We start from the raw sequence: 26,850 nt of genomic DNA, 5'->3' as shown, positions 1-26,850 counted from the left end.
TCGAAGTCTCCTTTCGGTTATGGAAGTCGGCCCTGTTCGCGCAGGGCCGGCGTTTACGCCTTGCGGCGAATAGGGGTGACGTTGCTGGGGGTGTTGCTCAGTCGGGCGTCGATGGTCCTTTGCAGGGTCTCGAGCGCGGCCCGCTTCTCATCCACGAACTCGTGGCGGTTGTAGTGCTTGCCGCCGACGCTGTTGTCGACGTGATTCAGCACGCGGTCGCGGTGCTCGCGCGGCACCTTGGCCGACGCCATGATGGTTTCAGCGGTGCGGCGCAGGTCGTGGGGTGTGAACCGCGCGAGCGCGTGGCCTTCCGCCGTGTAGGCGTCCAGGGCGGCATCGAGCATCTGCGCCCGCTGGCGGTCCGTGTAGCGCCCGCCGCGCAGGGCAGGGAACACGTAGCGCGTCGAGCGGCGCGGCTTGCCCGCGGCCTCGCGTTCCGTCTGCTCCTGCTCCCAGCGGACGCGCTGGTCCTCGATGATCGCCAGTAGCTCGGGCGTGAGGGGCAGCATGTGCTCGCGCTTGTTCTTCGACCGCGCCTTCGGGATCAGCCACTCGCCCGCTTCCAGGTCGAGCTCGGCCCACTCCATGCCAACGACCTCGCCGGGGCGGCAGCCTGTCAGCAGCTGTGCGCGAAGGGCCGCGGCGTAGCTCGCCGGCATGTAGCGGTCGCCATCGGTCAGCGCCCAGAACGCCCGCAGCTCGTCGGCGCGCTCGAGTGAACGGTCGCGGGCCACGGCCTCGGTCTCGATCTTCATGCGAGCCGCGGGGTGTGCCTTGACGATCTCGCGATCGATGCCGAACGCAAACAGCTTTTTGACCAACGCCAGGACGCCGCGCGCCTCATAGGGCGCCGGCCGTTGTCCGGTCGACTCGTCGCCGAGTTCGATGGGTGACAGCAGGGCGTGGATATCGCTGCGGGTGATGCTTGCCGCCTTGCGGTTGCGCCAGGCCGGCAGGATGCGGGCCTCTATCCGGCGCCGGTCCAGGTCCGCGCTGCGCTTCTTGGGCGCGTACTCCTTCAGGTAGCGCTCGCACAGCTGCGCCATCGTGGCGCCCTGCCGGATCGCTGCCCGCTTCGACGCCTTGTCGATGCCGCGCGCTGCGTCGCCTATGGCCTTCGCCGCTTCCTTACGAAATTCCGACACCGACGTGCCGCCAGCTCCCCTATAGGGTCCGAGCTTCACGCGTACTTGCTTCCCGGCCTCGTCACCCTCGCCAAGCGTATAGCGCGCCGCGAATGACTTTGAGCCGCCTGCGGTCACGATGAGGCAGAACCCGCGGGTCTCCGAATCGCTGTAGACCGTCACCCGCTGGCCGTCGCGGACGGTCGCCGTGCGGCAGAAGGTGTCCGTGATCTTGACCCGCTCGACCGTCTTTCGCTGGGTAGCCATCGTGTACTCGCTGTGTACTAACGTTGATTGAAAAGGAACTGTAGCGAGTGTGCATTTGTTCACTAGGTAAAGTCAACCATGATGCGGGTTGTATGGTCTGTGTACTTGGATCGGCCGGGCTCTAAGGCCGTCTGAATACTGACTCTTAATCAATAGGTCCAAGGTTCGAATCCTTGACGGCCCACCAGTTCGCGAAGACGCCCGGCCTTGCCGGGCGTTCTTCGTTTCAGGGTCTGGCGACGGTTGCGGTGGCTCCATCGGCCGGGCGCAGCGGCCGCGGATGGTCTACGATGCGCCGGCCCGCGGCCGGGCACATTGCGAAAGTGGCGGAATTGGTAGACGCCCTGGTTTTAGGTACCAGTGCCGCAAGGCGTGCGGGTTCGAGTCCCGCCTTTCGCACCACAGCCGGCGCGCATGGCACCGGTCCTGTCGATCGGTGGCGTCCCTCCGGGACGTCATGCCTGTCGGAAGGCGCGCGCCTTCCGGGCCTGTCTCCGGCAGATGGCTCGCGCCGGACGGCGCGCATCGCTGGCGGCCGGGACGCGAATCCGCCACACTATCGCGTTCCGTCGTCGGGGCCCGCCCGGCCCTCCGGCGGCAGTCTTACCAACCTCAATCAGTCAGATGTCGCGCGGCGGGCTGCCGCGAGCGCAGGAGTGGATATGCAAGTTTCGGTCGAATCGCTGGGCAGTCTGGAACGCAAGATGACGTTCCGCGTGCCATCCGAACGCCTGGAGACCCAGGTCGGTGGCCGTCTGCGCGAGATCGCGCGGACCACCCGCCTCAAGGGCTTCCGCCCGGGCAAGGTGCCGGCCAAGGTGGTCGAGCAGCGTTTCGGCGAGCAGGTCCGCGCCGAGGTCCTCGACGGCCTGCTGCGCGAAGGCTTCGACCAGGCGATCCGCGAGAACGCGCTTCGCCTGGCCGGCGCGCCGCAGATCACGCCGGACGGCGAAGCCGGCGAAGGCGAACTCGCCTTCACCGCGACGTTCGAGGTGGTGCCGGATTTTGGTGACATCGAGCTCGAGAAGCTCGAGGTGGTGCGCCATACCGCCGAAGTCGCCGAAGACGACATCGATCGCATGATCGAGAACCTGCGTCTGCAGCGCCGCAGCTGGAGCGCGGTCACGCGCGGTGCGCAGAAGGGCGATGCGGTCGATGTCGAGACCTGGTCGCAGATCGGCGATGACCGCCTGCCGCCCGAAGGCGCCGAGCGCGGCGTCACCGTGCTCGGTTCGGGCGCGATGTACCCGGAGATCGAGGACGCACTGGTCGGCCTGGCCAAGGGCGAAGAGAAGACCGTCGAGGTGACCTTCCCGGACGACTGGCGCGTGCCGCAGCTGGCGGGCAAGCAGGCCAGCGTGCACGTCAAGGTGGAGCAGGTCTCCGAGCAGCAGCTGCCCGAGGTCGATGGTGCGTTCATCCGCAGCTTCGGCGTCAAGAGTGGCGAAATGGCGCAGTTCCGCGCCGAGATCCGCAGCAACCTGGAGCGTGAGCTCAAGGGCGCGCTGATGAACCGTCTGCGTCGTGAAGTGGGCGAGCAGCTGGTCGCCGCCTTTGCACACGTCGAGCTGCCGCCGAAGCTGGTCGAGGCCGAGGCGAAGTCGCTGCTGCGCCAGACCGTGGAACAGGCGCGTCGCAACGGCCAGAACCCGAACGTCGCCGAGTATGCGCACGCCGGGTTCGTCGAGCCGGCGCGCAAGCGCGTGCTCGTCGGCCTGCTGGTCGGCGAAGTGGCCCGTCGCCACGATCTCAAGCTCGACCCCAAGCGGGTGAACGAGACCATGCGTCTGATCGCCTCCACCTACGAGGAGCCGCAGCAGGTCATTGAGATGTACCGCAACGACCCCCAGCTGATGTCGGGTCTGCAGAACCGTGTCATGGAAGAGCAGGTGATCGACTGGATCGCCGAGCGCGCCCAGCACACCGAGCAGGCGCTGAGCTTCCAGGACGCGATCGGCCCGCAGGGCTGATCCGCGACGCCTCCCCCGTCCGGCCCTCGTGGGCCGGACGCTCCGATGGAAACCGAGCGATGAGCATCGAAACGAAAGCCCTCAACCTGGTGCCGATGGTGGTCGAACAGACCAGCCGCGGCGAGCGCGCGTACGACATCTATTCGCGCCTGTTGAAGGAGCGCGTGATCTTCCTCGTCGGTGGCATCGACGACCACATGGCGAACGTGATCGTCGCCCAGTTGCTGTTCCTCGAGGCGGAAAACCCCGAGAAGGACATCAACCTGTACATCAACTCGCCCGGCGGCATCGTCACCGCCGGCATGGCGATCTACGACACCATGCAGTTCATCAAGCCCGACGTCAGCACGATCTGCATCGGTCAGGCGGCCAGCATGGGCGCGCTGCTGCTGTCGGCCGGCGCCGCCGGCAAGCGCTACGCGCTGCCGAACTCGCGCGTGATGATCCATCAGCCGCTGGGTGGCTTCCAGGGTCAGGCGACCGACATCGACATCCACGCGCGCGAAATCCTGTCGATGAAGCGTCGTCTGAACGAGATCATGGCCCACCACACCGGCCAGCCGTTCGACACGATCGCCCACGATACCGAGCGCGACAACTTCAAGAGTGCGGAAGCGGCCCGCGAATACGGGCTGGTCGACCAGGTGCTCGAACGTCGCCCGGACGAGTCGATCACGCCGAACTGATCGGCCAAGGGATTGATTCAAAAGGCATTGGTGCGGCGGCGCGCTCCCGTTGGAGGCGCCGGACGCTGTGCTATTCTCGAAACGTAACCGCAACACAGATTTGGCGAAGGCATGAGCGAAGACCGTCAGGGTCGTTCCGGCGACAGCAACAAGATCCTCTACTGTTCTTTCTGCGGAAAGAGCCAGCATGAGGTGCGCAAGCTGATTGCGGGCCCCAGCGTGTTCATCTGTGATGAGTGCGTCGAGCTGTGCAACGACATCATCCGCGAGGAACTCGAGGAGAAGGCGCAGTCGGCACGCAGCTCGCTGCCCAAGCCGCGCGAGATCCTCGAAGTGCTCGACCAGTACGTCATCGGCCAGAAGCGGGCCAAGAAGACGCTGGCGGTGGCGGTGTACAACCACTACAAGCGCATCGAGAGCCGCAGCAAGAACGACGAGGTCGAGCTCGCGAAGTCGAACATCCTGCTGATCGGGCCCACCGGGTCGGGCAAGACGCTGCTGGCCGAAACGCTGGCGCGCCTGCTCAACGTGCCGTTCACGATGGCCGATGCGACGACGCTGACCGAAGCCGGTTACGTCGGCGAGGACGTCGAGAACATCATCCAGAAGCTGCTGCAGAAGTGCGATTACGACGCCGAGAAGGCGCAGCAGGGCATCGTCTACATCGACGAGATCGACAAGATCTCGCGCAAGAGCGAGAACCCGTCGATCACGCGCGACGTGTCGGGCGAGGGCGTGCAGCAGGCGCTGCTCAAGCTGATCGAGGGCACTGTGGCCAGCGTGCCGCCGCAGGGCGGTCGCAAGCACCCGCAGCAGGAATTCCTGCAGGTCGACACCAAGAACATTCTGTTCATCGTCGGCGGTGCGTTCGCCGGTCTCGACAAGGTGATCCAGGCACGCAGCACCGACGCCAGCGGTATCGGCTTCGGCGCCAAGCTCAAGAGCAGCGAACGCAAGGCCGACACCGGCAAGGTGCTGGCCGACGTCGAGCCCGAGGACCTGATCAAGTTCGGCTTGATCCCCGAGTTCGTCGGCCGTCTGCCGGTGGTCGCCACGCTCGAGGAGCTCGACGAGCCGGCGTTGATCCAGATCCTCACCGAGCCCAAGAACGCGATCAGCAAGCAGTTCAAGAAGCTGTTCGAGATGGAAGGCGTCGAGCTGGAATTCCGGCCGGACGCGCTCACCGCGATCGCCAAGAAGGCGATCAAGCGCAAGACCGGTGCGCGCGGCCTGCGCACGATCGTCGAGTCGGTGCTGCTGGACACGATGTACGAGCTGCCGTCGCTGGAGAACGTCAGCAAGGTCGTCGTCGACGAGTCGGTGATCGAACACAAGTCCGAGCCGTACCTGATCTACGAGACCCCCGCCACCGAGCAGAAGGTCGCGTCCGGCGACTGAGCGATGATTCGATGGCCGGAACGAAACGTTCCGTCACTGCACCATTGGGCTGGATGTCCGGCTGATGACCGCCACGACGCGCCGCGCACCGCAAGGTCCGCGGCGCGTCTGGTTTGCGACCCCCGTCGGGTGCTTGCAACGCGGGCGACGGCGCCCCATAAACGAAGCCAGGCGGCGTTGCCGTCACCGATCGGCGCCGCCGGCCGGATGCGATTTTCCGAGGAACGACGATGAGCCCACGCACCGCCCCCGAAACCCACGACCTGCCGGTCCTGCCGCTGCGTGACGTCGTGGTGTTTCCGCACATGGTCATCCCGCTGTTCGTCGGCCGGGACAAGTCCATCAAGGCGCTGGACGTCGCGATGGAGGCGGACAAGCGCATCCTGCTGGTGGCCCAGAAGTCGGCCGAAACCGACGACCCGGGTGCGGACGACCTCTACCAGGTCGGCACGCTGGCAACGGTGCTCCAGCTGCTCAAGCTGCCGGACGGCACGATCAAGGTGCTCGTCGAGGGCACCGAGCGCGTGACCCTGCGCGACGTGGCCGAGCGCGACGGCGCGCTGTCGGGGATCGGCACGGCGATCGAGCCGGTCGAAGGTCGCGAACCGCGTGAGGTCGAAGCCATCGCGCGTTCGCTGATGAGCCTGTTCGAGCAGTACGTCAAGACCAACCGCAAGCTGCCGCCCGAACTGCTGCAGACGCTCGCCGGCATCGACGAGCCCGGCCGGCTGGCCGACACCATCGCCGCGCATCTGGCCGTGCGTCTTCCCGACAAGCAGCGCCTGCTCGAATCGGTGGATACCGCCGACCGGCTTGAACTGCTGGTCGGCTTCGTCGACGGCGAGATCGACGTGCAGCAGATGGAGAAGCGCATCCGCGGCCGCGTGAAATCGCAGATGGAGAAGTCGCAGCGCGAGTACTACCTCAACGAGCAGATGAAGGCGATCCAGAAGGAGCTGGGCGAAATCGACGATGCGCCGAACGACATGGAAGAGATCGCGCGCAAGATCGCCGAGGCCGGCATGCCCAAGGCGGTCGAGACCAAGGCCAAGGCCGAGTTCAACAAGCTCAAGCAGATGCCGCCGATGTCGGCCGAGGCGTCGGTCGTGCGCAACTATCTCGACTGGCTGCTCGGCGTGCCGTGGAAGAAGCGCAGCAAGGTGCGCAAGGACCTCAAGGCCGCGCAGGACGTGCTCGACGCCGATCACTACGGCCTGGAGAAGGTCAAGGAGCGCATCCTCGAATATCTCGCGGTGCAGACGCGCGTGAAGCAGATGAAGGGCGCGATCCTGTGCCTCGTCGGCCCGCCCGGCGTCGGCAAGACCTCGCTCGGCCAGTCGATCGCCAAGGCGACGAACCGCAAGTTCACCCGCATGGCGCTGGGCGGCGTGCGTGACGAGGCCGAGATCCGCGGTCATCGGCGGACCTACGTCGGTTCGATGCCGGGCCGCATCGTGCAAAGCATGAACAAGGTCGGCACCAAGAACCCGCTGTTCCTGCTCGACGAGATCGACAAGATGTCGATGGATTTCCGCGGCGATCCCGCATCGGCGCTGCTGGAAGTGCTCGATCCCGAGCAGAACCACACGTTCAACGATCACTACCTCGAAGTCGATCTGGACCTGTCGGAAGTGATGTTCGTCGCGACGTCGAACTCGCTCAACATCCCCGGCCCGTTGCTCGACCGCATGGAGGTGATCCGCATTCCGGGCTACACCGAGGACGAGAAGCTCAACATCGCCACGCGCTACCTGCTGCCCAAGCAGCTGAAGGCCAACGGCCTGCAGCCCAAGGAACTGTCGATCTCGGCCGACGCGATCCGCGACATCGTGCGCTACTACACGCGCGAATCGGGCGTGCGCAACCTCGAGCGCGAGATCGCCAAGGTCTGCCGCAAGGTCGTCAAGGAAATCGCGCTGGCGGGGCCGGCGACCGGCAAGGGCGCGTCGAAGGGCGTCAAGACCGTCAAGGTCACCGGCAAGAATCTCGACACCTATCTCGGCGTGCAGCGCTTCGATTTCGGTCGCGCTGAGCAGGACAACGAAGTGGGCCTGGTCACCGGCCTGGCGTGGACCGAAGTCGGCGGCGACCTGCTGCAGATCGAGGCCACCCAGGTCCCAGGCAAGGGCCAACTAATCCTCACCGGACAGCTGGGCGACGTGATGAAGGAGTCGGCATCGGCCGCGATGTCGGTGGTGCGCGCGCGTGCAGAGCGTCTGGGCGTCGAGCTCGAGGTCATGCAGAAGCACGACATCCACGTGCATGTGCCCGACGGCGCGACGCCGAAGGACGGCCCGAGCGCCGGCATCGCGATGGCGACGACGCTGGTGTCGCTGCTGACCAAGATTCCGGTGCGCGCCGATGTGGCGATGACCGGCGAGATCACGCTGCGTGGCCGCGTGACCGCAATCGGCGGCCTGAAGGAAAAGCTGCTCGCGGCGCTGCGCGGCGGCATCCGGACCGTGATCATTCCCGAGGAGAACCGCAAGGACCTGGCCGACATACCGAAGAACGTCACCGAGGGCATGAAGATCGTCCCGGTGAAGTACATCGACGAAGTGCTCGATCTCGCGCTGGAACGGCCGCTTCCGGCACCGCCGGCGCAGAAGGCCGAGGTCAAGAAGGCGCGCTCGAAGGTGGTGCCCAAGAGCAAGGCGGGCGAGGGCCGGCGGAGCCGCGTCAAGCACTGAGCCGCGAGCGCTGCAGGTGAATCCCACGGCCGTCACTGTGCATGCAGGGGCGGCCGTGTCGTAGACGGCGCCCGCGTCAGGCCGATCGCTCCCGATGCGGAAATGCGATGGCGACGGGCACGCGCGGCGTCACGGCGCGAGCCCATGGCGCAGGCACGGTGCCGATGCGGCGTCGCGGTCGATCGGCAATGCGCGGCGGCTTGGCGGCGACCCATTGGACCAGAGGCGTCGAACCCTGCGGAGCCGCGTATGGGTTACGCGCGTCGTGCACACCACGCGCGCGTTGCCGGAGGCGCGCAGCGCGGTCGCATGTGGACATGCGGCCACGGGCGCTCAACGCGGTGCTGGAAGCCGTCGTCAGTCGCCCGGGCGCGGGACGGCGCCGCCGACGTCAGCGTCAGCGTTTGCGCGGCTGCAGCAACACCAGCACCGCGCCCGTGCTGCCCTGGGCAGGCGGCGCGCTGTGGAAGGCGATGACATCGGCGCGCTGGCGCAGCAGGCGATCAACCAGGTTCTTCAGAATCGGCGCGTCGGGCGAGGAATTCAGGCCCTTGCCGTGCACGATGCGCACGCAGCCGACGCCCGCGTCGATCGCGTCACGCAGGAACAGGCGCAGCAGCGCCGTCGCCTGCGCCGCGTCGCTGTGGTGCAGGTCGAGCTCTTCCTGCGCCGAGTATTCGCCACGCCCCAGGCGGCGCAGCACGCGCGCAGGGACGTCGTCGCGACGGTATTGCATCGCGTCGCCGGCCTGCAGCAGCGGGCCGTCGAGCAGTTGTCTGAATTCGCTGCGCGCCTCGGCATCGTCGCGCTCGGCCATGCGCGTGGTCGGGCGCGGGCGGGGCGCCTGCGGCGGTGCAGGCGCAGGCGGCAGTTCGCGTACCGGGCCGATCGCAGCGCGGAACAGGGCGCCGTCATCCTCGTCGATCGGCGGTTCGGGATCGCGTCTGCGCTTCATGCGGCCAGCGTAACGTGATCGTGCGCGGGTCGGGAGCCTGCGCCCATCCGGTATCATGTCGGCCTTGGTGAAACGGCACGGGGCCTGCAGAACGATTCATGCGCGTACTGGTCAGCAACGACGACGGCGTCGACGCCCCCGGCATCCGGATTCTCGCCCAGGGTCTGCGCGATGCGGGTCATGAGGTGCTGATCGTCGCACCCGACCGCGACCGCTCCGGCGCGAGCAACTCGCTCACCCTCGACATGCCGCTGCGGGTGGTGCAGCTCGACGACCGCACCTGGCGCGTGCACGGCACGCCGACCGACTGCGTGCATGTCGCGATCACCGGACTGCTGGATGTCGAGCCGGACATCGTGGTCTCGGGCATCAACAACACCGCAAACCTCGGCGACGACGTGATCTATTCGGGCACGGTCGCCGCGGCGATGGAAGGGCGTTTTCTCGGTCTGCCTGCGGTCGCGATGTCGCTGGTCACCGAACACCACGACGGCCGGCATTACGAAACCGCGGCACGTGCCGCGGTCGAGATCGTCGCGCGCCTGAAGGCCGATCCGTTGCCGGCCGACACCATCCTCAACGTCAACGTGCCCGACGTGGCCTGGGACGATCTCGAAGGCTTCGAGGTCACGCGCCTCGGCAACCGGCATCGCGCCGAGGCCTGCACGCCGCTCGAGGATCCGCGGGGCCGCATGTTCTGGTGGATCGGCGCGGCCGGTGCCGAGCAGGACGCCGGCCCCGGCACCGACTTCCATGCGGTGCGCACGCGGCACATCGCGATCACCCCGATCCATGTCGACCTCACCCGCTACCAGGCGCTCGAGCATGTCGCCAGCTGGGTGGGCGGGCTCGAGGCCGACCTCAAGGCGACCCAGGCATGATGGCGCGCCTGCGCCTGCAGCCCGAGGCGATCGGCGTCGGCATGACGTCGCAACGCGTGCGCGACCGGCTGATCGACCGACTGCGCGACGGCGCGCATCCCGGCGGCGGCATTTCCGACGAGCGCGTGCTCAACGCGATCCGCACCGTGCCGCGGCACCTGTTCGTCGACGAGGCCTTCGCGACGCGTGCCTACGAGGACACCGCGCTGCCGATCGGCCATGGCCAGACGATCTCCCAGCCCTGGGTGGTCGCGCGCATGACCGAGGCGCTGCTGGCCGACGGCATGCCGGGCCGGGTGCTCGAGGTCGGCACGGGCTCCGGCTACCAGGCCACGATCCTCGCCGCGCTGGGCATCGAGGTGCACACCGTCGAGCGTATCGGCGAACTGCTGCGCGTCGCGCGCAAGCGCTTCCGTTCGCTCGGCCTCAACGTCCGCAGCAAGCACGACGACGGCCGGATCGGCTGGCCCGAGAACGGCCCGTTCGACGGCATCATCGTCACCGCGGCCGGCCCGGCACTGGTCGAGGCGCTGACCGAGCAGCTCGCGCCGGGCGGCACGCTGGTCGCGCCGGTCGGTGCGCAGGGTGGCCAGCAACGCCTGCTGGTGCTGCGGCGCCAGGACGACGGCCGTGTGGTCCAGCAGGACATCGCCGCCGTCAGCTTCGTTCCCCTTCTTTCCGGATACATCGACTGATGCAGTTGTTCGCGCGCATGTACGACACCACGCTCGCGTGGGCCCGCCACCGGCATGCGCCGCGTTACCTCACCGCGATGAGCGCCGCCGAGTCGGTGATCTTCCCGATTCCGCCGGACGTGATGCTCGCGCCGATGGCGCTCGCCAAGCCGGCGCAGTGGTGGCGCTTCGCGTTGCTGTGCACGCTGGGTTCGGTGGCGGGCGGATTGCTCGGCTATGCGATCGGGCATTTCGCGCTCGATCTGGCCTGGCCGTGGATCGTCAGCATGGGCTGGCAGCCCGCATTCGAGCGCATCCAGGCCTTGTTCCTGGCGCATGGCCTGTTGTTCGTGTTCCTGGCCGGATTCACGCCGATTCCCTACAAGGTGTTCACCATCGCGTCGGGTTCGCTCGGGGTGGGGCTGCTACCGTTCCTCGTCGGTTCGCTGCTGGGCCGGGGCGCACGGTTCTTTCTGGTCGCCGGGCTGATGGCCTGGGGCGGCCCGCGCTTCGAGCCGGTGCTCAAACGCTATATCGAGTGGCTCGGCTGGTTGATGGTGGGCCTGGTGATCGTTGGACTGGTCTGGATGGAGTTGCGCGGATGAGGATGGTGGTTCTGCTGGTCTCGGTGATGTTGCTGGCCGCGTGTGGCAGCAGCCGGGTGATCCGCGAGGGCGGCAGCGCGGGCGCATCGAGTTCGACGCCCCGGCCCGGGCAGAGCGCCACGGTGCAGCGCGGCGACACGCTGTACCGCATCGCGACCACGCACGGCATCAGTGCGCTGGATCTGGCGATGTGGAACAACATCCCGGCGCCGTACACCATCTATCCCGGCCAGCGTCTGCGTCTGTATCCGGGCGGGGCGACGGCCTCGACGCCGGCACGCCGGCCGGCAACGTCCGGTGGCGGCAGCACTGCCCAGCGTCCGCCCGTGCAACCGACCCAGGCGCCGCCGCAACCGGCCGCGCCGCCGCCGGCGCGCAGCCCGTTCCGCTGGCAGTGGCCGACCGACGGCCAGGTCATCGGTCGCTACGTGGCCAACGACCCGACCAAGCAGGGGCTCGACATCGCCGGTACCGGCGGTCAGGCGGTGCGTGCCGCCGCCGAGGGCGTGGTGGTGTATTCGGGCTCGGGTCTGGTCGGCTACGGCGAACTGATCATCGTCAAGCACGACGAGCAGTGGCTGTCGGCCTATGGGCACAACCGCACGCGTCGGGTCAACGAGGGCGAGCGGGTGACGGCGGGCCAGCAGATCGGCGAAATGGGCCGCACCGGCGCCGCGCGCGACATGCTGCACTTCGAGATCCGCTACAACGGCAAGCCCGTGGATCCGATGTCCTACCTGCCGGCGCGCTGAGCGGAGCGCCAGGGTTCCGGGTGAGCCGACGTTCCGCCCGGCACAGCGCCTTCGTGTTCCCTCGTAGTCATGGTCCGGGCGGCAGCAGGAAGGCATCACTTGGCCCGCCGTCTCTCGGGTCGGTCGGCCTGCTGACACCTCCACTGACGCTTTGACAGGTCAGGCGGACGTCCTGGCTTGAGCTCTGGCGCAGATTCCCACACGCGTTGCGTCCTTTTCTTGATGGCGCGCGTGTGCGGATGGCCTGCATGCTCATCCGCGAGCGCACAGGGATGGAGCGAACAGGTGACGGGATACGTCTTGTGGTTGGCCGCATTGCTTGTACCCGCGGCCGAAATGCAGCCAGCGTCGCCGTCGCCTGCGGCGGACTCCACCGCAGTGACCGAACTGCTGGGCACATGGCAGCTGTGCGGCACTGCACGCATCGACGCGCGCAATACCCACCCACGCGGCGTGGAGAACGCCAAGCTGGTGTTCCGACCGGACGCGACCTTCGAGTGGCGGCCTGCGGAGGCGACCGGACCGGAGCGATCGGAGTTCGGTCGATTCGATGCCGGCGCGACGGGCGTTCGCCTGCTCGACAAAGCGGATCGGGCGCTGGGTGTGCTGACGACACCAAGCCGGGACGAGCGCGTCCTGACCACGGAGGGACGCGGCGCGCTGATGCTCTGCAGGCTCGGCGACGTTGCGGCCGCCGATCGGCCCCTGCAGCCCCGTTCTGTCGCGTTCTACCGCAGCGAGTCCTTCGACGATCCCGGTATCGCACGAAACCCTACGCCCGTCAGCCGCCGGCGGACAGCCTGCTCGGAACCTGGGAACTGGCGCGTGTGGTGGTGCATGACGGCGCGCAGGCGTGGTTCGGCGCCAATCCCTACGGATGGGGCACGCTCCGGATCGCGTTCGACGGCCGTCAGCTCTGTTTCGCCGCGCTGGACCCGACGGCGCGTAATGTGGACCGGGGTTGTATGCCGGCGCCCGTACGCGGTCTGCAGGTGGTGCAGGCCGATGACGATGCGGGCGCGGTATTGTCGCCGTGGCTGGCGGGCAAGGTGCGCATCACGCCGGACGGCGTCATGCGCGTGCCCCGACGCGTCTATGACGAAGAATACGTGTGGCTGGGGCCCGGTGATCTGACCCGGGAACCGCTCGAAGGCCGCATCACGCTGGTCACGTTCTCCGAGGAGAACGACTAGGTCCGATCAACCCGGCGCGGGGTCGCCCTGCAGCACGAACGCCGCCACCACCCGGCGCCCTTCGCCCGCCAGCACGTTGAACGTGCGCGCCGCGGCGGCATTGGTCATCGCTTCCAGGCCGATGCCTTTCGACAGGCACGCAGCCATCGTTGCGGCGGGCGGAAAGCCCTGTTGGGCGCCGGTGCCGATCAGTACGACTTCCGGCTCCAGGGCCAGCACCGGGGCCAGCGCCTCGGCATCGAGCGTGCGCACGTCGGTCGCCGGCCAGTCCTCGACCAGCGCGCGCGGCGCGACGATGAAGCTGCGGGTCAGGCGGCGGTCGTTGACCAGGGCCTGGTGTCCGTCGGCGCCCCGGAGCACGTAGTCGAATTCGGGATGTTCGAGATTCAGCTGCATGTCGGACGGGCCTCGGGCGGCTCAGGCCCGTGGCAGCACGATCTGCCGGCGGTCCTTGCTCTGGCGGTAGAGGATGGCCGTGTGGCCGATCCGCTGCACCAGCGAAGCGCCGGTGCGCTCGGCCAGCTGGTCGATCATCGCGTCGCGTTCCTCGCGGTCCGCGGCGCCCACCTTCACCTTGATCAGCTCGTGATGTTCCAGCGCGCCGTCGAGTTCGGCGATCAGCGCATCGGTCACGCCCTTGCCGCCGACCTGCAGCTGGGCCTTGATGCCGTGGGCCTGGCCGCGCAGAAAACGGGTCTGGGCAGCGGTCAGGACGTTACTCATGGATGAACCGATCGGGAAAATGGATGCGGCAGGCAGGATATCATGGCCTCCGCACCCGCTTTCCCGCGACGGCACGAACCGGCGATGGCCACACGCAGCAAAAGCAGCCAGCGCTGGCTGAAAGAACATTTCTCCGATCCCTTCGTGAAGAAGGCCCAGAAGGACGGGCTGCGTTCGCGCGCCGCCTACAAGCTCGAGGAGCTGGTCGAACGCGACCGCCTGCTCAAGCCGGGCATGGTCGTCGTGGATCTCGGCGCAGCCCCGGGCGGCTGGTCGCAGTGGGTCCGTCACGCGCTGGGCGACAGTGGCCGGGTGATCGCCCTGGATATCCTGGAGATGCCGTCGCTGGCCGGTGTGGAGTTCCTTCACGGTGATTTCCGCGAGGATGCGGTCCTCTCGGCGCTGGAAACCGCGCTCGGCGACCAGCAGGTGGACCTTGTGTTGTCGGACATGGCCCCCAACAAAAGCGGTATCGATGCGGTGGATCAGCCCCGGGCGATGCATCTGGCGGAACTGGCGATGGACTTCGCCGACCACCACCTGCGGCCCGGCGGCACGTTCCTGATCAAGCTGTTCCAGGGCACCGAGTTCGACGAGTACGTGCGGCAGCTGCGACGCCGCTATACGAAGCTCGCGATCCGCAAGCCCGCCGCGTCGCGGCAGCGATCGCCGGAGGTCTACGCCCTCGCGCAGGGCAAGCTGGCGACGATGAAGTAGCATGGCCCCGATGCACCGAGCGCTCCACCGCATTCTTCAAGAGAATCCCGAAACATGAACGATCTGGTCAAGAATCTGCTGCTCTGGGTCGTGGTCGCCGTCGTATTGATGGTGATCTTCCAGAGCTTCAGCCCCCGAACCGGGGCGGCCGGGCAGGATGTCCAGTACTCGCAGTTCATGGAACAGGTCCGCCGCGACCAGATCGCGTCGGTCAAGATCGCCGAGGACGAACGCACGATTTCGTTCCAGTCCAAGGGCGGACAGTCGGGCACCGTGATCGCGCCGCGTCGCGATGACCGCATGATCGACGACCTGATGAACCACAACGTCGCCATCGACCAGGCGCCGCCGTCGAGCGGCATCTCGCTGGGCATGATCCTGCTCAACCTGTTGCCGGTCGCGCTGATCATCGGCTTCTGGTTCTTCATGATGCGGCAGATGCAGCAGGGCGGCGGCAAGGGCGCGATGTCCTTCGGCAAGTCGCGCGCCAAGCTGCTCAACGAGGAGCAGACCAAGATCACCTTCGCCGACGTTGCTGGTTGCGACGAAGCGAAGGAAGAAGTGTCGGAGCTGGTCGAGTTCCTCCGCGATCCTTCGCGCTTCCAGAAGCTCGGCGGCAAGATCCCGCGTGGCGTGCTGATGGTCGGCCCGCCCGGCACCGGCAAGACGCTGCTCGCCAAGGCGATCGCCGGCGAAGCCAAGGTGCCGTTCTTCTCGATCTCGGGTTCCGACTTCGTCGAGATGTTCGTCGGCGTCGGCGCCAGCCGCGTGCGCGACATGTTCGAGCAGGCCAAGAAGCAGGCGCCGTGCATCATCTTCATCGACGAGATCGATGCCGTGGGTCGTCATCGCGGCGCCGGTCTCGGCGGCGGGCATGACGAGCGCGAGCAGACCCTCAACCAATTGCTGGTCGAGATGGATGGCTTCGAGGGCGGCGAGGGCGTGATCGTGGTCGCCGCGACCAACCGTCCCGACGTGCTCGATCCCGCGCTGCTGCGTCCGGGCCGGTTCGACCGCCAGGTCGTCGTGGGCCTGCCGGACGTCAAGGGCCGCGAGCAGATCCTCAAGGTGCACATGCGCAAGGTGCCGCTGGACGAAGACGTACAGCCGCTGGTGGTCGCCCGTGGCACGCCCGGCTTCTCGGGTGCGGATCTCGCCAACCTCGTCAACGAGGCGGCGCTGTTCGCCGCGCGCGAGAACGGCAAGGAGGTCCGCATGGACCACTTCGACCGTGCCCGCGACAAGATCCTGATGGGTGCCGAGCGCCGTTCGATGGCGATGAGCGAGGACGAGAAGAAGCTCACCGCCTATCACGAGGCCGGCCATGCGATCGTCGGTCGCCTCGTCCCCGAGCACGATCCGGTCTACAAGGTCACGATCATCCCGCGCGGTCGCGCGCTCGGCGTCACGATGTACCTGCCGGAAGGCGACAAGTACTCGATGAACCGCGTCGCGATCGAATCGCAGCTGTGCTCGCTCTACGGCGGCCGCGTCGCCGAGGCGCTGATCTTCGGCGAGGACAAGGTCACCACCGGCGCGTCGAACGACATCGAGCGTGCGACCAAGATGGCGCGCAACATGGTCACCAAGTGGGGCCTGTCGGACGAGCTCGGTCCGATCGCCTACGGTGAAGAGGACGACGAGGTGTTCCTCGGCCGCTCGGTCACGCAGCACAAGTCGGTCTCCGACGACACGGCGCGCAAGATCGACGAAGTGGTGCGCACCATCCTCGACCGCGCTTACGAGCGCACGACCGAGATTCTGACCGCGAACCTCGACAAGCTGCATGCGATGTCGGAGCTGCTGCTCGAGTACGAGACCATCGACGTCCCGCAGATCGACGCGATCATGGAAGGCCGTGATCCGCCGCCGCCGATGGGCTGGGGCAGGTCGAACCCGGGCAAGGGTGGCGATGGCGATGCCGGTGGCGGGACCCGTCCGCTGCAGCCGCCGATCGGTGGGCCGGCTGAGCAGGCCTGACGGGCGATCGGCTTCAGCGTCAGTCGAAAAAAAAGGGGCCTTCGGGCCGCTTTTTTTTTGGCTGGGCTCGAGGGAGGGGTCATCGGTTCGTCCGCTCGCCGTCTGCATGCGGTCGGGACGCGTTTGGTAGGCGCGCGCCCGCGTGCGAGTGTCACCCCCGGTCAAGCCCGTTCGCGCGCAAGCGCGCTCCTACGGAAGATGGCGAGGCTCTGGAAGATGGCGAGGGTCTGACTGTAGGCGCGCGCTCGCGCGCTGGGGCGTGGCCCACAGCGCTGACCCAGAGCGGATGCCAGGCCGGATTTCCGCGAGACCGGCGTTTAGAGGCGCGCATGGAGGGCAGATCCAGAAGCCCGAACCGCGACACGTGGTGCGTCCGCCCTGATCAGTCCACCGGTGCTGTGCACGCCGCGTTCGAGCCGCGACAATCGACGGACCTTCGTGATGCCAGGTGCCGCCGATGTTCGATACCGCTCCCCAGCTGGACTGCAACGGCCGCGTGCTGCGTCTCGACGTGCCGAAGGTCATGGGCATCGTCAACGTTACGCCGGATTCGTTTTCCGACGGCGGCGCCCACGCTACCGCCGATACGGCGATCGCGCATGGCTTGCGTCTGGTGGCCGAGGGCGCCGATCTGCTCGACATCGGTGGCGAGTCGACCCGGCCCGGCGCGGCCGAGGTCTCCGTCGACGAGGAGCTGCGCCGGGTGATTCCGGTCGTCGAGGGCCTTGCGCGGGCCACGAGCGTGCCGATCAGTATCGACACCTCCAAACCGGACGTCATGCGCGCCGCGGTCGCCGCGGGCGCCGGCTTGATCAACGACGTCTACGGCCTGCGCCGCGACGGCGCGCTCGATACCGCCGCGGCGCTCGGCGTGCCGGTGGTGCTGATGCACATGCAGGGCGCGCCGCGGGCCATGCAGGACGCGCCGGATTACGACGACGTCATCGGTGAGGTGCACCGCTTCCTCGCCGAGCGCATCTTCTCGGCCGAGATGGCCGGCATCGACAAGAAGCGCATCGTCGTCGATCCGGGCTTCGGCTTCGGCAAGACCACCGCCCACAACCTGGCCCTGCTGGCGCAGCTCGCGCGCTTCGTCGAGCTGGGCGTGCCGGTACTCGCCGGCCTGTCGCGCAAGCGCAGCATCGGCGCGCTCACCGGCCGCGAGGTGCCTGCCGAGCGCATGGCCGGCTCGGTGGCCGCGCATCTGATCGCCGCCCAGCGCGGCGCGCGGATCCTGCGCGTGCACGATGTCGCACAGACCTTCGATGCCTTGAAGATCTGGAACGCCGTCGACGCGGTGCCGATGCCGCGCGTCGCCTCTGCCGCGCCCGCGATCCGCTGGCCCGACGAGTAGGCGCCACGCGCCCACCGGGCGTCGCACCCGGGCAGTCGCGGCGGCCGGGTGCGTTACCCTGTCGCGTCCAATTCGCGCCGTCCCTCGTGGCGGTCCGTCGTTCGAGGGAAGGGGAACCCAATCCATGATGACCGCCAGTACGCCGTTGATCGTGACCTTCGTGGTCTATCTCGTGGCCATGGTGCTGATCGGAGTCGTGGCCTGGCGCTCGACCAAGAATTTCGACGACTACATCCTCGGCGGCCGCAAGCTCGGCCCCGGCGTCACCGCGCTGTCGGCCGGCGCCTCCGACATGAGCGGCTGGCTGCTGATGGGCCTGCCGGGCGCACTGTATCTGCGCGGCGCCTCCGAGGCCTGGATCGCGCTCGGCCTGATCGGCGGCGCGTATCTCAACTGGCGGTTCGTCGCCGGCCCGCTGCGCGTGTACACCGAACGCACCGGCAACGCGCTGACGCTGCCGGATTTCTTCACCCACCGGTTCGAGGATCACAGCCGTCTGCTGCGCGTGGTCTCGGCGCTGGTGATCCTGGTGTTCTTCGCTGTCTACTGCGCGTCCGGCGTCGTCGCTGGCGCGCGCCTGTTCGAAAGTGTGTTCGGCCTGCCGTACGCACAGGCGCTGTGGTGGGGCGCGGCGGTGACCATCCTCTATACGCTGATCGGTGGCTTCCTCGCGGTGAGCTGGACCGATGTCGCCCAGGGCACGCTGATGCTGTTCGCGCTGCTGCTCACGCCGGTCATCGTCTATATGACCACCGGTGGGTTCGAGTCGAGCATCGAGTTGATCCGCAGCGTCGACGCCTCGCGGCTGTCGTGGACCCGCGAGGGTGCGCTGGGCTTGGTGGGCATCGTCTCGCTGCTGGCATGGGGGCTGGGCTATTTCGGCCAGCCGCACATCCTGGCGCGCTTCATGGCCGCGGGCAGCGTCGAGACCATTCCGGCCGCGCGGCGCATCGGCATGGCCTGGATGATCCTGTGCCTCGCCGGCTCGCTGACCGTCGGCTTTCTCGGCATCGCCTACTTCCAGCAGCATCCGGAGCAGGCCGCGCCGGTGGTCGCGAATTCCGAGCGGGTGTTCATCACCTTGGTCGAACTGCTGTTCAATCCCTGGGTGGCCGGCGTGATCCTGTCGGCGATCCTCGCGGCAGTGATGAGTACGCTGTCGAGCCAGCTGATCGTGTGCTCGAGCGTGCTGTCGGAGGATTTCTACCGCGGCTTCGTTCGCCGGGACGCCGGGCAGACCGAACTGGTCTGGGTGGGCCGGGCCAGCGTGCTGCTGGTCGCCCTGGTCGCGCTGTGGCTGGCGCGCGATCCCGACAGCCGCGTGCTCGGGCTGGTGGCGTATGCCTGGGCCGGCTTCGGCGCGGCCTTCGGGCCGGTGGTGCTGCTGGCGCTGTTCTGGCAGCGCATGACCCGGAACGGCGCGCTGGTGGGCATGCTGCTGGGCGCGATCACCGTGGTCGCGTGGAAGCAGATCGCCGTCGAACGCATGGGCTCGGCGCTGTACGAGATCGTGCCGGGCTTCGCGGTCGCCACGCTGGCGATCATCGTCGTCAGCCTGCTCGGACCGGCGCCGTCGCGGCAGGTGCAGGTCACGCACGAGCAGGTGCGCCTGTCGCTGCGCGAGACCGGCTACTGAGTCGCGTCGCCGTCGTGGCACCGGCATGTTCGACGTCGCGCGAGCGCCCGCGCGCCATTGCGCTCATGGGGCCCACCGCCTCGGGCAAGACCGCGCTCGCGCTCGACTGGGCCGAGCGTTTCGGCGGCGAGATCGTCAGCGTGGATTCGGCCCTGGTCTATCGCGGGCTGGAGATCGGTGCAGCCAAGCCCGATGCCGCGGAACGCGCCCGCGTGCCGCACCACATGCTCGACCTGCGCGAACCCTGGCAGACGTACTCGGCGGCGGAGTTCGCGGCCGATGCGCGCGCTGCGGTCGACGCCATTCTCGCGCGCGGGCGGCTGCCGATCCTCGCCGGCGGCACCGGTCTGTATTTCGCCGCATTGCTCGAGGGCCTGTCGCCGATGCCGGCGGCCGATCCGGGCACACGTGCAGGGATCGCGGCGGAAGCCGAGGCACGCGGCTGGCCCGCGCTGCATGCCGACCTCGCCGAAATCGACCCCGACGCCGCGGCGCGCATCAAGCCCGGCGATCCGCAGCGTATCCAGCGGGCCCTCGAGGTGTACCGGCTCAGCGGCGTGACGATCAGCGAGTGGCAACGGCGCGCGCCCGAGACGCCGGCATTCCCGGCCGAGGTGTTGGCGCTGGCGATCGCCCCGGATGACCGCGCAGTGCTGCACCAGCGGATCGCCGCGCGCTTCGACGCGATGCTCGCGGCCGGGTTCCTCGACGAGGTCCGCGCACTGCGCGCGATGCCGGCCCTGCGCGCGCATTCCGCACCGCTCGACCTGCCGGCGATCCGCGCCGTCGGCTACCGCCAGGCCTGGGAGTATCTCGACGGGCAGGGCGATGCCGACGCGTTCCGCGAGCGCGCCATCGCCGCCACCCGCCAGCTCGCCAAGCGGCAGATGACCTGGCTGCGCGGGCGGGGCGCGGACGTGCGCTGGTTCGACCCGACCGGGCAGTCCGGGGCACTCGCTGACATCGTCGGGCGCTTTATTGACTGAACGCGGCGACTTCGCTCACGTTTCCGGCGCGTAGCCGGCAACGCGCGTCCGAATCGCATGCCGGTTGTGTACCATCGGACGGACGTTGCGCGGGGAGCGCAGCGTCGGGTCAGCACCCGATAACAACAACCACGCTGGGGAACACGAATGTCCAAGGGGCAATCCTTGCAGGATCCTTTCCTGAACGCACTGCGGCGCGAACGTGTGCCGGTCTCGATTTACCTCGTCAACGGCATCAAACTGCAGGGCACGATCGAGTCGTTCGACCAGTTCGTGGTGCTGCTTCGCAACACCGTGAGCCAGATGGTCTACAAGCACGCGATTTCGACCGTGGTGCCGGCGCGCAATGTGCGCGTGGTGCCGGGCGGCGGTGTCGTGGAGTCCTCCGAAGGCGAGGACGGCGAGGCGCCCGAGCCGGCCGAATGAGTCCACGCAACACCCAAGAGGCCTGACCCTAATTGTTTGAACGCTCCCGGAAGGGTGAAAACGCGCTGCTGATCCAGCCGCATGCGCACGGTCCCACCGACGAGGGCGTGCTCGAGGAATTTTCCGAGCTCGCCCGGTCCGCGGGCGCCCACGTCGCCGCCGTCATTCCGGCGCGCATCGACAAGCCCAATGCCGCCACGCTGATCGGCAGCGGCAAGCTCGAGGAAGTGAAGGCGGCCGCCGAGGCTACCGGCGCCGACCTCATCCTCGTCAACCATCGGCTGTCGCCGGGCCAGGAACGCAACCTCGAGAAGTATCTCGAGCGCCGCGTGGTGGACCGCACCGGCCTGATCCTCGACATCTTCGCCCAGCGCGCACGCAGCCACGAAGGCAAGCTGCAGGTGGAACTGGCCCAGCTGCGCCACATGGCGACGCGCCTGGTGCGCGGCTGGACCCATCTGGAACGTCAGCGCGGCGGTTCGATCGGCCTGCGCGGCCCGGGTGAAACCCAGCTCGAAACCGATCGCCGGCTGCTGCAGAAGCGGCTCGAACAGCTGCAGGCGCGGCTGGACAAGGTGGAAGTGCAGCGCACCCAGATGCGCCGCGCCCGCGTGCGCAGTGAACTGCCGCGCGTTGCGCTGGTGGGCTACACCAATGCCGGCAAGTCCACGCTGTTCAACACGCTGACCGGCGCCGATGCCTATGCCGCCGACCAGCTGTTCGCCACCCTCGATCCCACCGTGCGCCGGGTCGATCTTTCCGGCGGCTCGGTGGTGCTGGCCGATACCGTCGGCTTCGTCCGCGACCTGCCGCACGAACTCGTCGCCGCGTTCCGCTCCACGCTGAGCGAGGCGCGCGAGGCCGACCTGCTGCTGCACGTCATCGATGCTGCCGATCCGTTGCGGAACGAGCGCATTGCCCAGGTCGACGCGGTGCTCGGCGAAATCGGCGCCGGCGATCTGCCGCAGCTGCTGGTGTTCAACAAGATCGACCGGATCGAGGGCGCCGAGCCGCGCTACGACCAGGACCCGGCCGCGCTGGCCGACGATGCCGTGCGCGAATCGGTGTGGATCTCCGCGCGCGACGGCCTCGGGCTCGACCTGCTGTCGCAGGCGCTGGCACGTCGCCTGGGCATGCGTCGTGTGGCCGGCGAACTGCGCCTGCCGCCCGAAGCCGGTCGCCTGCACGCACGTCTGCACGCGCTGGAAGCGGTGCGCGAGGAAGCCAGCGACGAACACGGCTGGCACCTGCACGTGGACCTGGCCCACGCCGACGCCGCGCGCCTGGCCGCGCAGCCCGACGGCGGGCCGCTTCGGGCCCTGTTGCCGCCGGACGACGACGACACCTTCTGATTCCCCATCGCGCACTGCGTGGTGGTGATCCATCCGCCGGCCGTGGCCGTAAGGGGTTCGAAGGACCCCGGCAGGCGCTAGCCGGTTAGACTATGCGACCCCCGCGCTGCCCCGGGCAGGCGGCGCACCAGATTGGAGCAGGCATGGCCTGGAACATTCCCGGCAAGAACAAAGACAACGACTCCCCGGACCGCAACACGGGTCCCGACGGGAGCGAACCGCGCAATCCCTGGCCGCCCCGGCGCACCGGGGGTGGTGGGCGTGGCGGCCGCGGTGGACGCGGCAGTGGTGGCAACGGCGTGGACCGCGTGCTGAACCAGCTGCGCGACATGTTCGGCGGCGGTGGCGGTGGCAATCCGCTGCGCTGGGTCGCGGTCGGCCTCGTCGTCATCCTGCTGCTCAACTGCTTCGTGCTGATCGGCGAACAGCAGCGCGGCGTGGTGCTGCGCTTCGGTCAGGCGGCGCGCGTCATGCAGCCGGGTCCGAACTTCAAGATGCCGTGGCCGGTGGAGCGCGTGATCAAGGTCGACGCGACCACCGTGCAGTCGGTCAGCAACACGGTGCCGGTGCTCACCCGCGACGAGAACATCGTCGTCGTGTCGTTCAACGTGCAGTACCGCGTCGGTGATCCCACGCAGTACCTGTTCGGCACCCGCAACGCCCGCGAGGTGCTGGAACAGACCGCGGTCAGCGCCGTGCGCGAACAGATCGGCCGGGCCAATCTGGACACCGCGCTCAACGCGCGCGGTCCGCTCTCGACCGCGGCGCAGACCTCGCTGCAGGCCTCGCTCGACAGCTACCGCACCGGCCTGTTCGTCACCGAACTCAACCTGCAGGACGCGCGTCCGCCGGAGGAGGTCAAGCCGGCGTTCGACGAGGTCAACAGCGCGCAGCAGATGAACGAGCGCCTGATCAACGAGGCCCGCGCCTACGCCGCCAAGATCGTCCCGGAAGCCCGAGGCGAGGCCGCGCGTATCCGCGCCCAGGCCGAGGGTTACAAGGAAGCCGAGATCGCTCGCGCCACCGGTGACGCGACCCGCTTCACACTGCTGGTCGATGCCTACAGCGGTGCGCCCGACGTCACCCGTCGCCGCCTGTGGCTGGAGACCGTGCAGCAGGTGCTCGGCGCCAACCGCACGATCATCGGTGGTGACGGCCGCCAGCTGATCTACGTGCCGATGGCCGGGCAGGGTGCAGGCGGCCAGGCCGCGCCGTCGCTGCTGCCGCCCGAGGTGCTGTCGCCGACCATCGAAGCCACCCGCGCCCCGGCGCAGGAACCCGCCGCCCGCGCCTCGCAACTGCCGCGCCCGCCGCGTGATGGAGCGTCCCGATGAGATTGAATTTCGTCATCCCCGTGCTGATCGTCGTCCTGCTGGGCCTGATGGGCTCGGTCTATGTGGTGCGCGAGGGCCAGGTGGGCCTGGTGCTCAACCTCGGCCGCGTCGCCCGTACCGACATCGGCCCGGGCCTGCACTTCAAGATCCCGCTGATCGAAACCGCGCGCGTGTTCGACCGCCGCTTCGATGCCAGCGCGTTCTCGCCCGAACGCTCGCTGACCTCGGAGCGCAAGGACGTCAGCGTCGACTTCGTCGCCATCGTCTTCATCAGCGACGTCACCGCGTTCTTCCGCGCCACGTCCGGCAACGAGGCCGACGCCAAGCTGCGCCTCGAGCCGATCATCAAGAACTCGCTGCGTAACGAGATCAACGCCAACACGCTGACCGAGCTGGTCTCGGGCAACCGTTCGGAGTTCGTCGAGCGCCAGCTGCCCGCGATCAACGAAGCGGCGAAGTCGCTCGGCATGCAGATCGTCGACATCCGTCTCAAGCAGATCGACCTGCCCACCGACAGCGAAGTCATCGGCCAGGTCTACGACCGCATGCGCGCCGAGCGCCGCCAGGTGGCGGCCGCGCTGCGCGCGGAGGGCGAGGAGCAGGCACGCGCGATCCGCGGCCAGGCCGACCGCGAGCAGGTCGTGCTGACCGCCGAGGCCGAGCGCGACGCGCAGACCCTGCGCGGTGAAGGCGACGCCGAAGCCACGCGTATCTACGGCGACGCCGCCGGCCGCGACCCGGGCTTCTACGCATTCCAGCGCAGCCTCGAGGCCTACCGCGCCGCGTTCCAGAGCGGCGACAGCGTGATCGTGCTCGAACGCGGCGACCCGTTCCTGCAGTACATGCGCAGCGACCGCTGAGCCCGGCCGGCGTCATGTCCGACCTGTGGGCGGCGCTGTGCCTGGTGTTGGTGATCGAGGGGCTGATCCTCTTCGCCGCGCCGAATATGTGGAAGCGCAATGCCGCACAGATGCTGGCGATGCCGTCGCCGCTGCTGCGCCGCATCGGCGGCGGCGTGCTCGTCGTCGCGCTGGTCGCGCTGTATTTCGTCCGCGCGGCCTGATTGCAGGCGTCGACGCGCCTGCGCCGGTGTCGGCGCCGGTGTCGTGGTGATCGTGCGCTGTGCGGGCTTGTAGTGCCGGCGCATCGAACGGATTCTCCCGAGCCTGCTCGGCGGCCCGGCTGTCGCGAGCGGCCTGCACGGCCATTCCCGCCCGGAGCGCCGCCTCCGAACCGTCTTCGCCCCCTTTAGGAGCGCGCTCGCGCGCGAAGGGCTTGGCCAGGAACGCCCGATCGCGCGCCAGCGCGCTCCTACCGGTCACGCGACGAAATGTGGCCGGGTCGCGCGATGCAATGTTGCGCACTCGATCGGCTCGGCGCTTCTGCGGGTCGGGCGGTGCAATGCGTACCCGATCGGCTCTGCACTCGTGTAGGAGCGCGCTTGCGCGCGAAGGGGCCTGGCCGGGACCGCCCGATCGCGCGCAAGCGCGCTCCTACAAAGTCTGGCGGCGTGAGATCCGTGCGGCAGAACACGGCTGTGCAGACCCTTCACGCGGTCTGCGGCCCGCGGCTCCGAAGACGTCCAGCGCCCCATGAACCGCCGCGACAAACAGGTGGCCCCGGTCCCCCGATATCCGGATAATGCCGAAAAGCCGGACGGGCCGACTCTCAGCAGAGCGAACCGCCGGCTTTTTCCGTGTCCGGCCCTGCGTGGCGGTCGTCTCCCCGATGGAGCGTCCAATCCCCGCGCGAGGCTGGCCGGTCCCTTCCTGCGGCCCCGATGGCCGCAATGCGAACCAGGAGTCACGAGATGGGTCAGTCAGTCGTCGTAATCGGCGCCCAGTGGGGCGATGAGGGCAAGGGCAAGATCGTCGACCTGCTCACGCAGGACATCGGCGCCGTCGTGCGCTTCCAGGGCGGCCACAACGCCGGCCATACGCTGGTGATCGGTGGCAAGAAGACCGTCCTCCACCTCATTCCTTCCGGCATCCTGCGCGACGACGCGCTGTGCCTGATCGGCAACGGCGTCGTGCTCAGCCCGGCTGCGCTGATCAAGGAGATCGGCGAGCTCGAAGGCGCCGGTGTCGAAGTGCGTTCGCGCCTGAAGATCAGCCCGGCCACCCCGCTGATCATGCCGTACCACATCGCCCTCGATCAGGCCCGCGAGAAGGCCGCCGGCGGCAAGGCCATCGGCACCACCGGCCGCGGTATCGGTCCGGCATACGAAGACAAGGTGGCGCGTCGCGGCATCCGCGTCGCCGACCTGCATTACCCCAAGCAGCTCGAAGAACTGCTGCGCACCGCGCTCGACTACCACAACTTCGTGCTGACCAAGTATCTCGGCGGCGACGCGATCGACTTCCAGAAGACCTACGACGAAGCCCTGGCGTTCGGCGATTACGTCGAGCCGATGAAGTCCGACGTGGCCGGCATCCTTCACGACCTGCGCAAGCAGGGCAAGCGCGTGCTGTTCGAAGGCGCGCAGGGCGCACTGCTCGACATCGACCACGGCACCTATCCCTACGTCACCAGCTCCAACACCACGGTCGGCGGCGCGCTGGCCGGTGCGGGCGTCGGTGCGGACGCGATCGACTACGTGCTCGGCATCGCCAAGGCGTATGCCACGCGCGTCGGCGGTGGTCCGTTCCCGACCGAGCTCGACGACGAGATCGGGCAGGGCATCCGCGATCGCGGCCAGGAATACGGCGCCTCCACCGGCCGTCCGCGCCGCTGCGGCTGGATGGACATCGTCGCGCTCAAGCGCGCCGTCGCCATCAACGGCATCTCGGGCCTGTGCATCACCAAGCTCGACGTGCTCGACGGCATGAAGACGCTGAAGATCTGCATCGCGTACGAATACCGCGGCAAGCGCACCGAGTACGCGCCGCTCGACGCCGCCGGCTGGGACGAGTGCACGCCCGTGTATCTCGAGTTCCCGGGCTGGGAAGAGACCACCCACGGCATCACCGAGTGGGACAAGCTGCCCGCCGCCGCACGCGCCTACCTGCGTGCGCTGGAGGAACTGGCCGGTTGCCCGATCAGCATCGTCAGCACCGGTCCGGACCGTGCGCACACGATGGTGCTGCAGGACCCCTTCGCTTGATCGAGGCGCCCGCTGCACAGGAGGAAACCCCGCGCATGCGGGGT

The 26,850-nt window shown here is 68.2% G+C and carries 24 protein-coding genes and 1 tRNA gene; 21 read left to right on the top strand and 4 right to left on the bottom strand.

Annotated features, from left to right (window positions below; translation table 11 throughout):
• Positions 1-53: 53 nt before the first annotated feature.
• The gene (locus ACF3M1_RS10770) at positions 54-1,391 is read right to left on the bottom strand and encodes a tyrosine-type recombinase/integrase (RefSeq protein WP_394000507.1); all 1,338 of its coding nucleotides are present in this window, start codon (positions 1,389-1,391) and stop codon (positions 54-56) included.
• Between the two features lie 317 nt (positions 1,392-1,708).
• On the opposite strand from ACF3M1_RS10770, the gene ACF3M1_RS10765 reads away from it, so the two are divergent.
• From ACF3M1_RS10765 to lon, 5 genes are all read left to right on the top strand, one after another.
• A tRNA-Leu gene (locus tag ACF3M1_RS10765) sits at positions 1,709-1,793 on the top strand.
• A gap of 260 nt (positions 1,794-2,053) precedes the next feature.
• Entirely contained in the window at positions 2,054-3,361 is a 1,308-nt protein-coding gene (gene tig / locus ACF3M1_RS10760) for a trigger factor (protein WP_394000505.1), read from the top strand.
• A gap of 59 nt (positions 3,362-3,420) precedes the next feature.
• A complete protein-coding gene (gene clpP, locus ACF3M1_RS10755) occupies positions 3,421-4,047 on the top strand; it encodes an ATP-dependent Clp endopeptidase proteolytic subunit ClpP (protein WP_394000503.1) in 627 nt (208 codons plus the stop codon).
• 111 nt (positions 4,048-4,158) lie between these two features.
• Positions 4,159-5,445: an ATP-dependent Clp protease ATP-binding subunit ClpX gene (gene clpX, locus ACF3M1_RS10750; RefSeq protein WP_394000501.1), complete on the top strand. Its 1,287-nt coding sequence runs from the start codon at positions 4,159-4,161 to the stop codon at positions 5,443-5,445.
• Positions 5,446-5,675: 230 nt separating this feature from the next.
• The gene (gene lon, locus ACF3M1_RS10745) at positions 5,676-8,135 is read left to right on the top strand and encodes an endopeptidase La (protein ID WP_394000499.1); all 2,460 of its coding nucleotides are present in this window, start codon (positions 5,676-5,678) and stop codon (positions 8,133-8,135) included.
• A 397-nt stretch (positions 8,136-8,532) separates the two neighbouring features.
• Here lon and ACF3M1_RS10740 read toward each other — a convergent pair whose 3' ends face one another.
• On the bottom strand, positions 8,533-9,090 hold the full coding sequence (locus ACF3M1_RS10740) for a Smr/MutS family protein (protein WP_394000497.1): 558 nt from the start codon (positions 9,088-9,090) through the stop codon (positions 8,533-8,535).
• A gap of 98 nt (positions 9,091-9,188) precedes the next feature.
• Between ACF3M1_RS10740 and surE the strand changes: the two genes are divergently transcribed.
• The 5 genes from surE to ACF3M1_RS10715 all read left to right on the top strand — a co-directional run bounded on the left by surE (position 9,189) and on the right by ACF3M1_RS10715 (position 13,195).
• On the top strand, positions 9,189-9,971 hold the full coding sequence (surE, locus tag ACF3M1_RS10735; RefSeq protein ID WP_394000495.1) for a 5'/3'-nucleotidase SurE: 783 nt from the start codon (positions 9,189-9,191) through the stop codon (positions 9,969-9,971).
• Positions 9,968-10,666 carry a protein-L-isoaspartate(D-aspartate) O-methyltransferase gene (locus ACF3M1_RS10730; protein ID WP_394000494.1) on the top strand — a complete coding sequence of 233 codons (699 nt, stop codon included), beginning with the start codon at positions 9,968-9,970 and terminating at the stop codon, positions 10,664-10,666. Before surE ends, ACF3M1_RS10730 begins: the two co-directional genes overlap by 4 nt.
• On the top strand, positions 10,666-11,250 hold the full coding sequence (locus ACF3M1_RS10725) for a YqaA family protein (protein ID WP_394000492.1): 585 nt from the start codon (positions 10,666-10,668) through the stop codon (positions 11,248-11,250). Before ACF3M1_RS10730 ends, ACF3M1_RS10725 begins: the two co-directional genes overlap by 1 nt.
• Complete coding sequence (locus ACF3M1_RS10720; RefSeq protein WP_394000490.1) at positions 11,247-12,002, top strand: peptidoglycan DD-metalloendopeptidase family protein; 756 nt, start codon at positions 11,247-11,249, stop codon at positions 12,000-12,002. The genes ACF3M1_RS10725 and ACF3M1_RS10720 overlap by 4 nt, the downstream gene beginning before the upstream one ends.
• Before the next feature lie 830 nt (positions 12,003-12,832).
• Positions 12,833-13,195, top strand: coding sequence for a hypothetical protein (locus ACF3M1_RS10715; RefSeq protein WP_394000488.1), 363 nt, complete (start codon positions 12,833-12,835; stop codon positions 13,193-13,195).
• A gap of 6 nt (positions 13,196-13,201) precedes the next feature.
• Here the strand turns inward: ACF3M1_RS10715 and ACF3M1_RS10710 are convergent, their stop codons facing one another.
• The gene (locus ACF3M1_RS10710) at positions 13,202-13,591 is read right to left on the bottom strand and encodes an Mth938-like domain-containing protein (protein ID WP_394000486.1); all 390 of its coding nucleotides are present in this window, start codon (positions 13,589-13,591) and stop codon (positions 13,202-13,204) included.
• Between the two features lie 21 nt (positions 13,592-13,612).
• Entirely contained in the window at positions 13,613-13,918 is a 306-nt protein-coding gene (gene yhbY / locus ACF3M1_RS10705) for a ribosome assembly RNA-binding protein YhbY (protein WP_394000484.1), read from the bottom strand.
• Between the two features lie 84 nt (positions 13,919-14,002).
• Between yhbY and rlmE the strand changes: the two genes are divergently transcribed.
• From rlmE to ACF3M1_RS10650, 11 genes are all read left to right on the top strand, one after another.
• Entirely contained in the window at positions 14,003-14,635 is a 633-nt protein-coding gene (gene rlmE, locus ACF3M1_RS10700; RefSeq protein WP_394005244.1) for a 23S rRNA (uridine(2552)-2'-O)-methyltransferase RlmE, read from the top strand.
• A gap of 54 nt (positions 14,636-14,689) precedes the next feature.
• On the top strand, positions 14,690-16,615 hold the full coding sequence (ftsH, locus tag ACF3M1_RS10695; RefSeq protein WP_394000482.1) for an ATP-dependent zinc metalloprotease FtsH: 1,926 nt from the start codon (positions 14,690-14,692) through the stop codon (positions 16,613-16,615).
• Positions 16,616-17,072: 457 nt separating this feature from the next.
• Positions 17,073-17,969 carry a dihydropteroate synthase gene (gene folP / locus ACF3M1_RS10690; protein ID WP_394000480.1) on the top strand — a complete coding sequence of 299 codons (897 nt, stop codon included), beginning with the start codon at positions 17,073-17,075 and terminating at the stop codon, positions 17,967-17,969.
• 127 nt (positions 17,970-18,096) lie between these two features.
• Entirely contained in the window at positions 18,097-19,605 is a 1,509-nt protein-coding gene (gene putP / locus ACF3M1_RS10685) for a sodium/proline symporter PutP (protein WP_394000478.1), read from the top strand.
• 65 nt (positions 19,606-19,670) lie between these two features.
• Positions 19,671-20,591, top strand: coding sequence for a tRNA (adenosine(37)-N6)-dimethylallyltransferase MiaA (miaA, locus tag ACF3M1_RS10680; protein WP_394000477.1), 921 nt, complete (start codon positions 19,671-19,673; stop codon positions 20,589-20,591).
• Positions 20,592-20,738: 147 nt separating this feature from the next.
• A complete protein-coding gene (hfq, locus tag ACF3M1_RS10675) occupies positions 20,739-21,017 on the top strand; it encodes an RNA chaperone Hfq (protein ID WP_394000475.1) in 279 nt (92 codons plus the stop codon).
• A 32-nt stretch (positions 21,018-21,049) separates the two neighbouring features.
• On the top strand, positions 21,050-22,369 hold the full coding sequence (hflX, locus tag ACF3M1_RS10670; RefSeq protein WP_394000473.1) for a ribosome rescue GTPase HflX: 1,320 nt from the start codon (positions 21,050-21,052) through the stop codon (positions 22,367-22,369).
• Positions 22,370-22,512: 143 nt separating this feature from the next.
• Entirely contained in the window at positions 22,513-23,703 is a 1,191-nt protein-coding gene (hflK, locus tag ACF3M1_RS10665) for an FtsH protease activity modulator HflK (protein ID WP_394000471.1), read from the top strand.
• Entirely contained in the window at positions 23,700-24,563 is an 864-nt protein-coding gene (hflC, locus tag ACF3M1_RS10660; protein WP_394000469.1) for a protease modulator HflC, read from the top strand. Before hflK ends, hflC begins: the two co-directional genes overlap by 4 nt.
• 14 nt (positions 24,564-24,577) lie before the next feature.
• Positions 24,578-24,766, top strand: a complete 189-nt coding sequence (locus tag ACF3M1_RS10655; RefSeq protein WP_394000467.1) for a DUF2065 domain-containing protein — start codon at positions 24,578-24,580, stop codon at positions 24,764-24,766.
• Positions 24,767-25,513: 747 nt separating this feature from the next.
• Positions 25,514-26,806 (top strand): adenylosuccinate synthase, encoded by a 1,293-nt coding sequence (locus tag ACF3M1_RS10650; RefSeq protein ID WP_394000465.1) that lies wholly within the window; start codon positions 25,514-25,516, stop codon positions 26,804-26,806.
• Positions 26,807-26,850: the final 44 nt, after the last annotated feature.

Source organism: Luteimonas sp. WGS1318, from assembly GCF_043187535.1.
GTDB lineage: Bacteria > Pseudomonadota > Gammaproteobacteria > Xanthomonadales > Xanthomonadaceae > Luteimonas.
Note: the sequence above shows the minus strand (reverse complement) of the source record. Positions and strands in the feature narration are given on the sequence as shown.

Coding starts and splice junctions, on each gene's coding strand:
- ACF3M1_RS10770 (WP_394000507.1), bottom strand. CDS start 1,391: ATGGCTACCCAGCGAAAGACGGTCGAGCGGGTCAAGATCACGGACACC.
- tig (WP_394000505.1), top strand. CDS start 2,054: ATGCAAGTTTCGGTCGAATCGCTGGGCAGTCTGGAACGCAAGATGACG.
- clpP (WP_394000503.1), top strand. CDS start 3,421: ATGAGCATCGAAACGAAAGCCCTCAACCTGGTGCCGATGGTGGTCGAA.
- clpX (WP_394000501.1), top strand. CDS start 4,159: ATGAGCGAAGACCGTCAGGGTCGTTCCGGCGACAGCAACAAGATCCTC.
- lon (WP_394000499.1), top strand. CDS start 5,676: ATGAGCCCACGCACCGCCCCCGAAACCCACGACCTGCCGGTCCTGCCG.
- ACF3M1_RS10740 (WP_394000497.1), bottom strand. CDS start 9,090: ATGAAGCGCAGACGCGATCCCGAACCGCCGATCGACGAGGATGACGGC.
- surE (WP_394000495.1), top strand. CDS start 9,189: ATGCGCGTACTGGTCAGCAACGACGACGGCGTCGACGCCCCCGGCATC.
- ACF3M1_RS10730 (WP_394000494.1), top strand. CDS start 9,968: ATGATGGCGCGCCTGCGCCTGCAGCCCGAGGCGATCGGCGTCGGCATG.
- ACF3M1_RS10725 (WP_394000492.1), top strand. CDS start 10,666: ATGCAGTTGTTCGCGCGCATGTACGACACCACGCTCGCGTGGGCCCGC.
- ACF3M1_RS10720 (WP_394000490.1), top strand. CDS start 11,247: ATGAGGATGGTGGTTCTGCTGGTCTCGGTGATGTTGCTGGCCGCGTGT.
- ACF3M1_RS10710 (WP_394000486.1), bottom strand. CDS start 13,591: ATGCAGCTGAATCTCGAACATCCCGAATTCGACTACGTGCTCCGGGGC.
- yhbY (WP_394000484.1), bottom strand. CDS start 13,918: ATGAGTAACGTCCTGACCGCTGCCCAGACCCGTTTTCTGCGCGGCCAG.
- rlmE (WP_394005244.1), top strand. CDS start 14,003: ATGGCCACACGCAGCAAAAGCAGCCAGCGCTGGCTGAAAGAACATTTC.
- ftsH (WP_394000482.1), top strand. CDS start 14,690: ATGAACGATCTGGTCAAGAATCTGCTGCTCTGGGTCGTGGTCGCCGTC.
- folP (WP_394000480.1), top strand. CDS start 17,073: ATGTTCGATACCGCTCCCCAGCTGGACTGCAACGGCCGCGTGCTGCGT.
- putP (WP_394000478.1), top strand. CDS start 18,097: ATGACCGCCAGTACGCCGTTGATCGTGACCTTCGTGGTCTATCTCGTG.
- miaA (WP_394000477.1), top strand. CDS start 19,671: ATGGGGCCCACCGCCTCGGGCAAGACCGCGCTCGCGCTCGACTGGGCC.
- hfq (WP_394000475.1), top strand. CDS start 20,739: ATGTCCAAGGGGCAATCCTTGCAGGATCCTTTCCTGAACGCACTGCGG.
- hflK (WP_394000471.1), top strand. CDS start 22,513: ATGGCCTGGAACATTCCCGGCAAGAACAAAGACAACGACTCCCCGGAC.
- hflC (WP_394000469.1), top strand. CDS start 23,700: ATGAGATTGAATTTCGTCATCCCCGTGCTGATCGTCGTCCTGCTGGGC.
- ACF3M1_RS10655 (WP_394000467.1), top strand. CDS start 24,578: ATGTCCGACCTGTGGGCGGCGCTGTGCCTGGTGTTGGTGATCGAGGGG.
- ACF3M1_RS10650 (WP_394000465.1), top strand. CDS start 25,514: ATGGGTCAGTCAGTCGTCGTAATCGGCGCCCAGTGGGGCGATGAGGGC.